12 protein-coding genes are annotated in these 12,758 nt (G+C 36.1%); 9 read left to right on the forward strand and 3 right to left on the reverse strand.

What is annotated here, in order from left to right; translation table 11 throughout:
- The first annotated feature begins 166 nt into the window (after positions 1-166).
- The 6 genes from BG04_RS20660 to BG04_RS20685 all read left to right on the forward strand — a co-directional run bounded on the left by BG04_RS20660 (position 167) and on the right by BG04_RS20685 (position 8,092).
- Positions 167-550: a hypothetical protein gene (locus BG04_RS20660; protein ID WP_034652872.1), complete on the forward strand. Its 384-nt coding sequence runs from the start codon at positions 167-169 to the stop codon at positions 548-550.
- A gap of 346 nt (positions 551-896) precedes the next feature.
- A complete protein-coding gene (ppsA, locus tag BG04_RS20665) occupies positions 897-3,503 on the forward strand; it encodes a phosphoenolpyruvate synthase (protein WP_034652870.1) in 2,607 nt (868 codons plus the stop codon).
- 200 nt (positions 3,504-3,703) lie between these two features.
- Entirely contained in the window at positions 3,704-4,186 is a 483-nt protein-coding gene (gene ybaK / locus BG04_RS20670; RefSeq protein WP_034655214.1) for a Cys-tRNA(Pro) deacylase, read from the forward strand.
- Between the two features lie 337 nt (positions 4,187-4,523).
- Positions 4,524-4,649, forward strand: a complete 126-nt coding sequence (locus BG04_RS31440; protein WP_230586618.1) for a DUF5316 domain-containing protein — start codon at positions 4,524-4,526, stop codon at positions 4,647-4,649.
- 656 nt (positions 4,650-5,305) lie between these two features.
- Entirely contained in the window at positions 5,306-6,652 is a 1,347-nt protein-coding gene (locus tag BG04_RS20680) for an MFS transporter (protein ID WP_034652868.1), read from the forward strand.
- A gap of 471 nt (positions 6,653-7,123) precedes the next feature.
- A complete protein-coding gene (locus BG04_RS20685; RefSeq protein ID WP_034652867.1) occupies positions 7,124-8,092 on the forward strand; it encodes an extracellular catalytic domain type 1 short-chain-length polyhydroxyalkanoate depolymerase in 969 nt (322 codons plus the stop codon).
- A 133-nt stretch (positions 8,093-8,225) separates the two neighbouring features.
- Here the strand turns inward: BG04_RS20685 and BG04_RS29950 are convergent, their stop codons facing one another.
- Positions 8,226-8,381, reverse strand: a complete 156-nt coding sequence (locus tag BG04_RS29950) for an aspartyl-phosphate phosphatase Spo0E family protein (RefSeq protein ID WP_016763750.1) — start codon at positions 8,379-8,381, stop codon at positions 8,226-8,228.
- Positions 8,382-8,707: 326 nt separating this feature from the next.
- Between BG04_RS29950 and BG04_RS20690 the strand changes: the two genes are divergently transcribed.
- On the forward strand, positions 8,708-9,154 hold the full coding sequence (locus BG04_RS20690) for a hypothetical protein (RefSeq protein WP_016763751.1): 447 nt from the start codon (positions 8,708-8,710) through the stop codon (positions 9,152-9,154).
- 71 nt (positions 9,155-9,225) lie between these two features.
- Here BG04_RS20690 and BG04_RS31080 read toward each other — a convergent pair whose 3' ends face one another.
- Complete coding sequence (locus BG04_RS31080) at positions 9,226-9,366, reverse strand: hypothetical protein (protein ID WP_168797079.1); 141 nt, start codon at positions 9,364-9,366, stop codon at positions 9,226-9,228.
- Positions 9,367-9,877: 511 nt separating this feature from the next.
- Between BG04_RS31080 and BG04_RS20695 the strand changes: the two genes are divergently transcribed.
- Positions 9,878-11,329 (forward strand): NADP-dependent glyceraldehyde-3-phosphate dehydrogenase, encoded by a 1,452-nt coding sequence (locus BG04_RS20695; protein WP_016763752.1) that lies wholly within the window; start codon positions 9,878-9,880, stop codon positions 11,327-11,329.
- Between the two features lie 106 nt (positions 11,330-11,435).
- On the opposite strand, the gene BG04_RS20700 is transcribed toward BG04_RS20695, so the two are convergent.
- On the reverse strand, positions 11,436-11,732 hold the full coding sequence (locus BG04_RS20700; RefSeq protein ID WP_013082749.1) for a hypothetical protein: 297 nt from the start codon (positions 11,730-11,732) through the stop codon (positions 11,436-11,438).
- A gap of 490 nt (positions 11,733-12,222) precedes the next feature.
- On the opposite strand from BG04_RS20700, the gene BG04_RS20705 reads away from it, so the two are divergent.
- A complete protein-coding gene (locus BG04_RS20705; protein ID WP_034652865.1) occupies positions 12,223-12,732 on the forward strand; it encodes a hypothetical protein in 510 nt (169 codons plus the stop codon).
- The last annotated feature ends 26 nt before the right edge of the window (positions 12,733-12,758 follow it).

Consider the following 12,758-nt stretch of genomic DNA (forward strand, 5'->3'; position numbering starts at 1 on the left):
ATAAGCGTGCTTTTTTACTTTGCCCTAAGGAATGATTCTACAAACGATCATGATACATATAAGTATTTCTACACTCTCTGCGTACAAAAAACTGGAAAAAATTCTCTTCGGTAATTTATAATAATAGAGAACTATGTCGAATCCTAAATATTGGAGAGATTACTATATGAGAAGACTACTTCCTTTTATAATTTTTACCATTTACTGCATTCCATATGTTTATTTATCTATGCGAAAAGATTTTGAGGATGATTCAAAGGTAAGCTATATAATCATGGCCATAGTTACACTAGCACTGTCTTATCTAAGTGGGCTTATTAGAGCGGATTTATCACTTATTTTAGGGAATATAATTTCTTTTAGTACTTCATATTTTTATAACGCATTAAGGCTTCCGGATTCTAAATGGGAGAAATATTTTTCGCCCTTTAATTCTGTCGAACAAGTAGTACTGATAAGCCTTGCGGCGCTTGTGCTGCAGGTGATTATTTATACACTTGCTAGAAAACGAGCGAAGAGATACATTCGTAATACTATGGTTTCGGAATAATTCAAAAAAAGAGAGTTAATCATCTAATGAACTAGACTCTTCAGGTGACCAAATGAAAGAAGGGTTAAAATGAGGAGAGATGTTGAAATTTTATTCTCTAAAAAGAAAGTGTTAAATGAGGCAGAACAACAAATCCTTCAAACGTGTACTTACTTGCTTTAAAAAGGATGCGAATCAATTAGATAAGTTAGTTATACAACTTTTAAAAATGTAACCGCAAACAAAAAGGTATGTATTTCTCTTCCTACTTTAATTATACCACATAAAAAAACGCCGATATAGACTGTTTATTCTCATTTACTGCTGGTAAAATCAATAAAACATTACCGGTTAGGAGAGATGTTGAATGAACTCTTTAGTTCTTAGCTTTCAAGAAATAAAAGATACACAGCTTTCACTTGTTGGAGGAAAAGCCTTAAATTTAGGCGCGTTATCAAAAATTCAAGGAATACAAGTACCGGAAGGCTTTTGTGTGACAGCAGCCGGGTATCAAACAGCCCTTGAACAAAATGAAACGTTTCAAGCATTACTGAACCAGCTGACGATGCTAAAAGCTGATGACCGAGATCAAATTGGTGAAATTAGCGAAAAAATTCGCCAAATCATTCTGGAAATAAAAATTCCTTCTGACGTTGTAAAAGCAGTTATTCATTCTCTCTCTCAGTTTGGGGAAGAGCATGCTTATGCCGTTCGTTCAAGTGCGACTGCTGAAGATTTGCCACATGCTTCTTTTGCTGGTCAGCATGACACCTATTTAAACATCAGAGGCAAAGAAGCTATTGTGCAGCACATTAGCAAATGCTGGGCTTCCCTGTTTACAAATCGCGCGGTAACCTACCGTATTAAAAATGGATTTGACCATAGTCAAGTGCACGTATCGGTTATTGTTCAACGAATGGTTTTTCCGCAGGCTTCAGGTATTTTATTTACCGCTGACCCGATTACTTCTAACCGAAAGCTGTTATCAATCGATGCGGGATTTGGACTTGGAGAAGCGCTAGTGTCAGGTTTGGTCTCTGCCGATTGCTATAAAGTAAAAGAAGGAAAAATCGTCGATAAAAAAATAGCAGCTAAAAAGGTAGCTAGTTACGGATTAAAAGAAGGCGGGACAGAAACGAAGGAAGTTCATTTCGATCTACAAAAAACGCAAGCGCTCACTGACTTTCAAATTTTACAGCTAGAACGCGTTGGAAGACAGCTTGAAGCTTATTTTGATTGTCCTCAGGATATCGAGTGGTGCTTGGCTGATGATACATTTTATATTGTCCAAAGTCGTCCAATCACTACTTTATATCCAATTCCTGAAGCACATGATCAGGAAAATCGCGTTTATATATCTGTTGGACATCAACAAATGATGACCGATGCCATGAAACCACTCGGATTGTCTTTTTTTCTGTTAACAACTAATGCACCGATGCGTACAGCCGGTGGAAGGCTGTTTGTTGATGTCACCCCTATGCTGGCGTCACCTGACAGCAGAAAAATGATGTTAGGTGCGATGGGACAACATGATCCGCTCATGAAAGACGCACTTACAAGCATAATAGAGCGAGGAGACTTTATAAAACCTTTACCAAATGATCAAAGTTCCGGTAAAAGCAATAAAAGCGTGCCTCCTATGAAGCCTAAGGCACAAATCGAAAACGACTCGACGATCGTTTCTGACTTGATCAAGAAGAATCAAGCATCAATAGAAGAGCTAAAGCAAACCATCCAAACGAAATCTGGGTCGGAGTTAGTCGATTTTATTTCAAAAGATATCGGGACATTAAAGAAGATTTTATTTGATCCACAAAGTACAGCTGTGTTTATGGCCGCTATGGATGCTTCATCATGGATTAATGAAAAAATGGAGACGTGGCTAGGTGAAAAAAACGCAGCAGACGTGATTTCTCAATCTGTACCAAACAATATTACATCAGAAATGGGTCTGGCGCTATTGGATGTAGCAGATGTAATTCGTCCTTATCCAGAAGTCATCCATTATTTACAACACGTAAAAGATGATAACTTTTTGGAGAACCTGGTGGAGTTTGAAGGCGGAGAGAAAACTCGAGATGCTATCTATGATTATCTCAGCAAATACGGAATGCGATGTCCCGGCGAAATCGATATTACGAAAACTCGCTGGAGCGAAAAGCCGGCTGCACTTATTCCTGTAATTCTTGGTAATATTAAAAACTTTGAGGCTAACGCTAGCAAGCAAAAATTTGAAAAAGGCCTGCAGGAAGCCTTTGAAAAAGAGCAAGAGCTATTAAACCGCTTGAAGCAATTGCCGGATGGTGAACAAAAAGCAAAAGAAACAAAAGAAAAGATTAATCTCATCCGAAATTTTATCGGTTATCGTGAATATCCCAAATATGGCATGATTAATCGTTATTTTGTTTATAAGCAGGCTCTGCTGAAAGAAGCCGCTCAGCTTGTAAAAGCCGGTGTTATTTCTGAAACAGAAGATATATACTATCTGACGTTTGAAGAACTTCAAGAAGTCGTGCGCACACATAAAATGAATGATCAAATCATCATCAAACGAAAAGAAGAGTACAAATTATATGAAAAGCTAACGCCGCCGCGTGTAATCACGTCTCATGGCGAAATTGTTACAGGTGTTTACAAACGAGAAAATCTTCCGTCCCAAGCAATTGTAGGTTTACCGGTTTCTTCAGGAGTGATAGAAGGGCGAGCGCGCGTCATTTTAAACATGGAAAATGCTAATCTATCAGATGGAGATATATTAGTCACTTCCTTTACTGACCCTAGCTGGACCCCGTTATTCGTAGGGATAAAAGGACTTGTTACGGAAGTTGGCGGACTGATGACTCACGGCGCAGTCATTGCACGTGAATACGGATTGCCAGCGGTTGTTGGAGTAGAGAATGCTACTCGGCTGATAAAAGACGGACAGCGAATTCGTGTACATGGAACAGAAGGGTATATTGAAATATTGTAAAAGCTAAAGATGCTTGCGCTGTTTTTCTTCTTTATTAATAGATGAAAATTTGTGTAGATTCCTATACGTATCTTCAGTCAATACAAAAAGGCAGGCCATTATAACGGCCTGCCTTTCTCAAAATAACCCTTACTAACCTACCTATCCTAATATATGGAGATATGAAAACAAAACGTGTTATGATAGTATCGGTGATAATTATGGGTAAAAAAGCAGATAAGACGAATGTCATGCGAATTTTAGATCAGAAAAAAATTGAGTACAACTATTATTCTTATGACACTAAAAAGCTGAGTGGGGTACAGGTAGCTACTTCGCTTGGAGAGGACCTTGCTAAAGTCTTTAAGACACTGGTGACCGTAGGGAAATCAAAAGAACATTATGTCTTCATGGTACCGGTTGAAAAGGAGCTTGATTTAAAGAAAGCGGCAAAAGCAGCTGGTGAAAAGTCTTTGGAAATGATTCCTCAAAGAGAGCTGTTGCCTCTTACAGGATATGTTCACGGCGGGTGTTCTCCTATCGGAATGAAAAAGCAGTTCACAACCTTCATTGACTCTACAGCAGAAGACTGCGAAACGATTTACTTTTCAGGCGGGCGTGTAGGTCACCAGATACAGTTAACATTAAGTGACTTATCAAAAGCAATTCGTATATGTCCGGCAGATATCACAAAAGAGAGTTAAAATGTATTTCCCTTGAGCGAAACGCTTTTAGACATAAGCGTTTCGCTTTTTTTAAATGGCTTTAATTGCTGTCTTTTTATCGGTTGGGATAACAGAAATAAAAGTAAAAATATAGAAAAAATGATATTATATAGTTAATGTGTGGAAACTTTATAAAAAGGCTAGGAGGAAAGCAAAAATAATTAAATCAATTATTGGAGGATTCATCTTATCTTTTATTCTTTTATTAGGATGTACAATAGCAAACGTAAATTCAGAAACAGTATTTTTTGCCGTTTTCATTCTATTAGTAGGGCTAGCCATCATTATATCTGGAGTAGCTGTAAGCGGTGATCGAATGAGAGCTAATCTGGCCACGGAATCAAAAACAGACAAGAAGTGGAGAATTACAAATTCTATAAACCTTATGTTAGCTGCTGCTCCAGTTCTCGGGGTATTTCTTCTCATTCATTATTTTATATAGTTTGGTTTCCAAACAACAAGCTTAGGTGAAAAATATCTCGGGATAGAACGCTTTTTATGTGAATTTAAAATCAAATGAGCCAAATTAAGGTCGCCAATGCAACAAAATTATAGAGCATCCATGGCTGTATATATAATAAGGGATAAGATTAAAATTCGATAATTATCTTAAATTTAGGTTAGAGCTTAGTACAAGTTATGTTTATTCTACATATTATGTAAATGTAAGCAGCTTACACTCACAAGTTGATAAGAATATTTTCTTAACCATGTTCTCACTTAAAGAACATGGCTTTTTTTCTGTTTGTCATATAAATTAGAAAGCCGAACTTTGTAAAATTTTTGTATAAATAATTAGAAAATATTATATTTTCTAATAAATCAATAGTACAATATATAAATGGAAGGGAGGATTAACACTACATATGTAATAGACAGCCGCCGCTTTTAAAACCGCTTATTTTATTATCTATAGATGATATTGAAATCAATTACCCAACCTTTTTTAAGCGCTCTCATTATATAAGTAATTGGTTGAACAGGTTTTATAAAAAGCAATACAGTCTAGCTGTTTAAAAAGATTTGCTGGTAAATTACTTGCTACTTCATGTTACAGGAGAATCAACATTAAACACTCAAAGAAAAGAGGGATCACTCATGGCTCATACCAGTGAAGCTGCAAACAACAGGCGTGTTACAAGTAATATTTTTAAAGGATCTGTTGGGAACTTAATTGAATGGTACGATTGGTATGTTTACTCTGCTTTTGCCGTCTATTTTTCATCGCAATTCTTCCCGGAAGGTGACCCAACAAGTCAACTGCTTAACACAGCGGCAATCTTTGCTGTCGGTTTCTTAATGCGTCCAATCGGTAGTTTATTAATGGGGCGCTATGCGGATCGATATGGTCGCCGGGCTGCGCTTACCTTATCTATTACCATTATGGCGAGCGGTTCTTTTATTATCGCTTGTACTCCTAGCTATGGCACGATAGGGTTATTATCTCCTATTATTCTAGTACTAGCGCGTTTACTGCAAGGAATCTCCTTAGGAGGAGAATACGGAACTTCTGCAACTTACCTTTCTGAAATGGCAAGCAGCGGGCGAAGAGGATTTTATTCAAGCTTTCAGTATGTGACGCTTGTTGCTGGTCAGCTGGTGGCATTAGGTGTTCAAATTATTCTGCAAAACGTTCTTAGTGAAGCAGATATGATTTCATGGGGCTGGCGTATTCCTTTTGTTATTGGAGCAATCGGCGCGCTAAGCGTTTTATGGCTGCGCCGTACAATGGATGAGTCAGAACAATTTTCTAAAATGGACTCTGAAAGCCGTGAAAATGCAGGGACTATTAAAGCACTTATGAAGCATCCTAAAGCAGTGTTGACCGTTATTGGCTTAACATTAGGAGGAACGGTCGCTTTTTATACGTATACGACGTATTTGCAAAAATTTATGGTAAACAGTGTAGGGCTGGATAAAGGAGTTGTAAGCTGGATTAACTTCTGTGCACTGCTTGTATTTGTTGTCATCCAGCCAATAGCAGGTATGCTATCTGATAAAATTGGACGCAGACCGCTGTTAATGAGCTTTGGTATTTTGGGAACATTGCTGACTGTACCGCTGTTTCTTTTTATGAAACAAGCACATAACCCAGTCATGGCTTTTTTATTAATGACAGTTGGACTTATCATTGTAACAGGTTATACATCGATTAACGCTATTGTAAAAGCTGAGCTTTTCCCAACAGAAATTCGAGCTCTTGGTGTTGGGTTACCGTACGGACTTACAGTTGCCATATTTGGAGGTACTGCAGAATTTATTGCCCTATGGCTGAAAAGTATCGGCCATGAATCACTTTTCTTTTTCTATGTAGCAGGGTGTATTGCCATCAGCTTTCTTGTTTATTGGCGTATGGGAGAGTCCTCTAAAGATTCATACATAGAATCTGAGCTCAAGAAAGAGGACAAAGGAGACAATGTACCGCCAAATAATATCAGTTTTTAATTTTGGTTAAATAAATAATCGTTTGATAACATAAAAAAGGACGGGCTTTTATAGCCAGTCCTTTTCTAGTATTCCGCGCGTATATTCGTATTAAACGTATTAAGGACTGTTCTTACTATAGAATTCTTTTTTCTATAGTTTTATATTATGAATTTGTACACTATTTGGTGATAATAAGGCCTCGTATAATCTCATTCCAGTAATGTTTAAAACTAGGCTTTGCTTTCGTCATTATGAACACTCCTTTTTTAAATTTTTTGATTGGCTAGTTGTTATACTAAGTTTAATAAAATTACCTAAAGTTGTTATCCAACGCAGAGCGTAACTTAGTATATGAATTTGTACGACTAAAGAATGAAGAACAAAATAATTAGAGGCATATAAAAAGATCAGCTACATAATAAAAGGATTATTTTGTGATATAACGAAATAAAGAGTATATACATCAGAAATAGAGAGAGGGTAAACTCCGTGAATACTTTATATTCCTTTTTTGCGAACCCAGTTTTAACTGTTTCTACGTTTTTAATAGAATTACAGAGCGTGTTCTTTCAACCTATTTGGAAAGAGTATAATTATGATGATTATTTTACTTACAAGGTGTATGTTCCAAGTACATATACTGGATTAAGCAAAGTACCATTAATCGTTATGCTTCATGGATGTCAACAAGATGCAGATGATTTTGCCGCAGGTACGGAGATGAATAAACTAGCGGAAGAAAAAGGCTTTATTGTTCTCTATCCTCAAATGAACTACTTTGCTAATTCCAACGGGTGCTGGAATTGGTTTTATGAGTATAACCAGTTTCGCGGTAATGGAGAGCCAGACATAATAAAAGATATGATTGATCACATAACCGCTAAGTATGCGATTGATTCTACTAATATATACCTTGCTGGTATGTCAGCTGGAGGCTTTATGGCAAATGTGATGGCTATTGCTTATCCTGATGTATTCAAAGCAGTAGGCATTCATTCAGCAGGCAGTAATGCGTATGCTGTAGACCTCATCACAGCTGGAGAAGTCATGCTATACGGCTCTTTAAATCCTGAACTTGACGGTGATGAAGCTTATAAAAAAATGGGACCTTATGCACGGCCTGTTCCCATCATTACGTTTCATGGTCAATCAGATACAACAGTCACTCCAGTTAATGCGTCTACATTAATTCAGCAGTGGATTTATACATATAAGAATTTCGGTATAAACCTACATGAAAATGCTGCTTTTTATACGTCACAAGACAACGGAAATCATTATAGCTACATAATGTCTGACTACATAGATGCAGAAAATAAAATCTGGATGAAAAAAATTATGGTAGAGGATATGGGGCATGCATGGTCAGGAGGAAATAACAATGGATCAGACACTGATTCAAAAGGTCCTAATGCTTCAAAAATGATGTGGGACTTTTTTGAAGCACAGAATGATTAAATAGAGTATGAACGCGCGATCAAGATGTACTGCTAAATAACATCAGCCTTCATTTTTTTAAAACAAATAATTGTCTACCAACAGAAAAAGGATCTTATCGAAAGATCCTTTTTCTGTTATCAACGAACATTTTTTAACAAGTAGCTTCAAACCGATTTAACAATACATCGAGATCCTGACTAATTTTAATCGTATTACTACTTGTAAACCCTTCTTCTAGGGCAATCATCATCATCATTTTTCGTATAAATTCTATCTTTATCAGCAGTAGTCTACATTTGAAACACATTAAGTTTCCTCCACTTGCCACGTCATTTTAAAGGCTTAAATTGTTAAATTATTTATGTAAAAATGGTTCCAATCTAAAAATAGAACCTAAAAAATATAGTAACAAATAGATAGTGTCGAAGTCTGTCGTATTTTGAATTAAGATATTTTCATTTAAAAAGAATTAGCTCTTAAACGTTATGCTAGAAGCTATGCTATGTCTTAATTATGATTGTTCCACCGGTTGTAAATAACTCACAGAGCAATAGAGCTTATCCGGTTTTTTGGATATAGGCATAATCCGATTACATTTAGGCATGTTAACATAAGAAAGGAGAATTTACTAATATGCCCAACGTCATCAGAATTCTTCAATTGTTTCTTCCATGGATTTCCCTTGTTTTTATGCCAAAAAAATCAATGAGAACCTATTTTCCCGCTTCTCTATTTGCCTCATCTTTAGTAATTGGAATGTGCTCATTAGCTATTCCTTACAAGTGGTGGAGTGTAAAAGGAGGGTGGAAAGGAAAAATTTTAAACGATAGCAGCTTTATTTTTGGCCCCTTTTTGATAGGGACACTGTGGATCTTTCATTTTACGTTTGGCAGCTTTAAGAGATTTTTTTTCGTTAATTTACTTATGGATTCACTATTTGCTTTTCCGCTAAGCTACTTGTATCAAAAATTGGACTTATTTAAGTTAGTTAACTTTAAGCCAAAACATATCTTTTTTTCGTTTATTAGTTTCTGCTTAACTATTTATGGCTATCAGGCACTGACAAATAAAGATAAATGATAGGTGAGGGCCGTTTCTAACCGCTATAGACTTTGTAAAAATCGCAACAAAAAAGCGTCTGTTAAGACGCTTTATATATAATACATATCCTGCTCTTCTTTATTAACATTTGTTGTTTCATGGATTATTTCTTCCGGGATATTGGACGTCCGATTAGTAAAAAGCATAAACAAAGCAATAATTGATGCCGCAAAACCTAAAGTAACAATCACAATAAATCCCTCCCTTTAGAATATATATTCTACTTTTATCTTCATTTTCCTATATTTATTATATACCCTTATTTTATTTTCTCAACACATAGAATAAAAAGAGTAGGGCATCTCCTCAATATCTCCCTCAAAATAAATATAATCAAGGGAGCTTAAAACTCCCATTTTCCCTAAAAAAGTAGGAATCTATAAATTTTTTTCGTATGGGGACATAAATCATTAACATTATTAATCGTTGAGATAACTTTTTTGTATTGTACGAATGAAAGAAATTTATATATATTAAAAATACAAAATATTCATTAAATTATATGATGCTTTGGTTTTGAGTCGAAAAGAGAAAAGCTGCTGCTTTAAAGGCAACAAGTTTAAGGAAGTTACAAGCGATATAAAAAGTTATAGAAATAGATGCATCTAGAATTCTTTTTGCTCAAATATTCACAGAGTTTTCATTCATAAAAAAGACTGAAAATTTTGATAATAATTTCACTTTTATTAAGGGGGACTTTTTATGACAACAACGGTATTAAATGTATCAACTTATTCTTTTTATCTTAACGGTGAGTGGAAAGAAAGTAAATCAGGGCAGACAATTGACATTGTTTCTCCATACCGTCATGACGTGATTGGAAAAGTGCAGGCTATCACAAAAGAAGAGGTCGATGAAGCAGTACATGCCGCGCAAAAAGCTCAGAAAGGGTGGGCAGAAATTTCTCTGCAAGAACGTGCCAAGTATTTATACAACTGGGCGGATGAGCTGGTAAGAATGCAGAGTGAAATTGCCGAAATTATTATGAAGGAAGTTGGAAAAAGCTTAAAAGATGCAAGGAATGAAGTAGTGCGCACAGCAGATTTCATTCGCTATACAGTTGAAGAAGCCCTTCATATGAACGGAGAAAGCATGAAGGGAGATAGTTTTCCTGGCGGTTCTAAGTCTAAAGTTGCTATTGTTGAACGCGTGCCTTTAGGGGTTGTACTCGCAATTCCTCCTTTTAATTATCCGGTAAATTTAGCAGCTGCTAAACTGGCGCCTGCGCTTATTTCAGGAAATGCAGTTATCTTCAAACCCGCAACGCAAGGAGCGATCAGCGGTATTAAGATGATTGAAGCTCTTCATCAAGCAGGTATTCCACAAGGTCTTGTAAACGTCGTAACGGGCCGCGGATCTGTTATTGGGGATTATTTAGTTGAACATAAAGGCATTAACATGATTTCATTTACCGGGGGAACAAATACGGGTACTCAATTAGCTAAAAAGGCAGGCATGATTCCTCTTGTACTAGAACTTGGAGGAAAAGACCCGGGTATTGTATGTGAAGATGCAGATTTACAAGAAGCAGCAAAACATATTATAAGCGGAGCATTTTCTTATTCCGGTCAGCGCTGTACAGCTATTAAACGTGTACTTGTGCATGAAAAAGTGGCAAACGAGCTCGTAAATATTTTAAAAGAAGAAGTACATAAACTATCAGTCGGTTCTCCTGAAGATGGATGTACGATCGTTCCATTAATTGATAGCAAAGCAGCGGACTTTATTCAGATTTTAATTGCAGACGCGCTCGGAAAAGGTGCAGAAGTTGTGACTGGAAACAAGCGTGAAGGAAACCTTATCTATCCTACGCTTTTAGATGACGTGAATGATACTATGCGCGTGGCATGGGAAGAACCATTCGGTCCTGTGTTACCAATTATCCGCGTCTCTTCTGATCAAGAAGCCGTTGATATAGCAAACGAATCAGAATTTGGCTTACAAGCAAGTGTTTTTACAAAAGATATTAATAAAGCCTTCTCAATTGCAAATAAAATTGAAGTCGGATCCGTTCAAATCAACGGCCGCACGGAACGCGGTCCTGATCATTTTCCTTTTATCGGCGTAAAAGGATCTGGTATGGGCGCTCAAGGCATTCGTAAAAGTATTGAATCGATGACTCGTGAAAAAGTAACGGTATTAAATCTTCAATGATTGAATTCCAAGAGCTCTCCAAATCAAGCCAGTAGAGTGTAGAGAATCTCAAAGGAAAAAGCCTGTGCTCCAAAAAGCACAGGCTTTTAAACGTTTTATTTACCTATCACTCGATTCCATCTTTATAGTTCTTATGCCAGTTTTTATCACCTTTATGCTCGATATCCTCAACGGTTTTTTCAAGCTCTGACATAATGAGTGTTTTCACTTGATAAATGGTATCAAAAAAAGCTTTCTCTTCATCCGGATTCGGCTTTATTTTGGCTGCTGCCGAAATATCAACATATCTGCGATGTTCAGTTGTTAATTTATCAAGCGCATCAAAAATATGAGAGGTCAGAACAGCAACCTCCTTATGATTATCAGGCAGCTTTTCTTTTAATGTTTCAATTCTCTTATCCATGTTAAAGTCCCCCTATAACGTGTTGTATTTATGTAACTTTCCCACTAATAAAAATGAATAACCTTAAATAGTAAAAAATCATGGGAATTAGCACGTGAAACAAAAGTATACTACAGGATATCATGTTAAAGTGAAAAAACGGTGAAACGAATGAGTATATTTTTCCAGAAAGGGTATGTAATAAAAGTGGTTTTTTTGGAAAAGGTAATTCCCTTAAGAAACATTGAAGCACGCAATCAACGTAAAAGTTCATCTATTTTTAATGAACAATGACCTTTTTTGACTATTTTTTACGTTTTTATGACTTTTTTTGAATGAATTTGATTGTTTTTGATGATTTTTCGAATAATCTGATATATAATGAAAGCGTAAACAGTAAAACATGTCGGTTGGTTAAGAAAAACATCCACAAAAATGGGATTCGTTATTACATAAAATCAGACCTCTGTTTTTATAAAAATAAATAGAATTTGAGAAAAGGAGAATGAGGATGGACATATTGGATGCAAAAGTAGTGAATACAAAGTACGGTTTAGAAACATATCTAGATGTGTCAGAAAGCGTAGAAATAAAAGAAATTCATATGCCTAGTTCAGAGAACCAATCTCATAAAATTAAATTTGGAATCAAGTATTTTCTTTTAAGAGAAGGAAAGTATTACGATAGCCAAAAAGGTTATTTTTGGCTTTGTATGAATCACGATTTTAGCAGCTTTATGCTGAGTGAAACGGAAACAGAGAGTTTGTTTGCAGTTAAAAGTGAAGAAGAAAGAGAAGCAACAAAAACGCTGTTAGCAGAATGGTTTATCCAAACGAATGCGTACAAAGAAGTCATCAACGAATGTATCCATCAGATTAAAACGGAGAATATTCGTACAGAAGAAGACATTGAAGACCGAGTGGACGCTATACAATTTTTAGAAAAATTAAAGGTATTAACTGCAAAAGAGATTGAAAACGCTTCTATAGAAAATCTATATGCCCTGCAGCAAATTGGCTAGGCTATAGCTCAAGCAAGTTGAAATGC

The sequence above is a fragment of the Priestia megaterium NBRC 15308 = ATCC 14581 genome (assembly GCF_000832985.1).
Lineage (GTDB): Bacteria > Bacillota > Bacilli > Bacillales > Bacillaceae_H > Priestia > Priestia megaterium.

What these genes read in the sequence shown, in the direction of transcription:
- BG04_RS20660 (WP_034652872.1), top strand. Translation starts at nt 167, where the DNA reads ATGAGAAGACTACTTCCTTTTATAATTTTTACCATTTACTGCATTCCA.
- ppsA (WP_034652870.1), top strand. Translation starts at nt 897, where the DNA reads ATGAACTCTTTAGTTCTTAGCTTTCAAGAAATAAAAGATACACAGCTT.
- ybaK (WP_034655214.1), top strand. Translation starts at nt 3,704, where the DNA reads ATGGGTAAAAAAGCAGATAAGACGAATGTCATGCGAATTTTAGATCAG.
- BG04_RS31440 (WP_230586618.1), top strand. Translation starts at nt 4,524, where the DNA reads ATGAGAGCTAATCTGGCCACGGAATCAAAAACAGACAAGAAGTGGAGA.
- BG04_RS20680 (WP_034652868.1), top strand. Translation starts at nt 5,306, where the DNA reads ATGGCTCATACCAGTGAAGCTGCAAACAACAGGCGTGTTACAAGTAAT.
- BG04_RS29950 (WP_016763750.1), bottom strand. Translation starts at nt 8,381, where the DNA reads ATGTGTTTCAAATGTAGACTACTGCTGATAAAGATAGAATTTATACGA.
- BG04_RS20690 (WP_016763751.1), top strand. Translation starts at nt 8,708, where the DNA reads ATGCCCAACGTCATCAGAATTCTTCAATTGTTTCTTCCATGGATTTCC.
- BG04_RS20695 (WP_016763752.1), top strand. Translation starts at nt 9,878, where the DNA reads ATGACAACAACGGTATTAAATGTATCAACTTATTCTTTTTATCTTAAC.
- BG04_RS20700 (WP_013082749.1), bottom strand. Translation starts at nt 11,732, where the DNA reads ATGGATAAGAGAATTGAAACATTAAAAGAAAAGCTGCCTGATAATCAT.
- BG04_RS20705 (WP_034652865.1), top strand. Translation starts at nt 12,223, where the DNA reads ATGGACATATTGGATGCAAAAGTAGTGAATACAAAGTACGGTTTAGAA.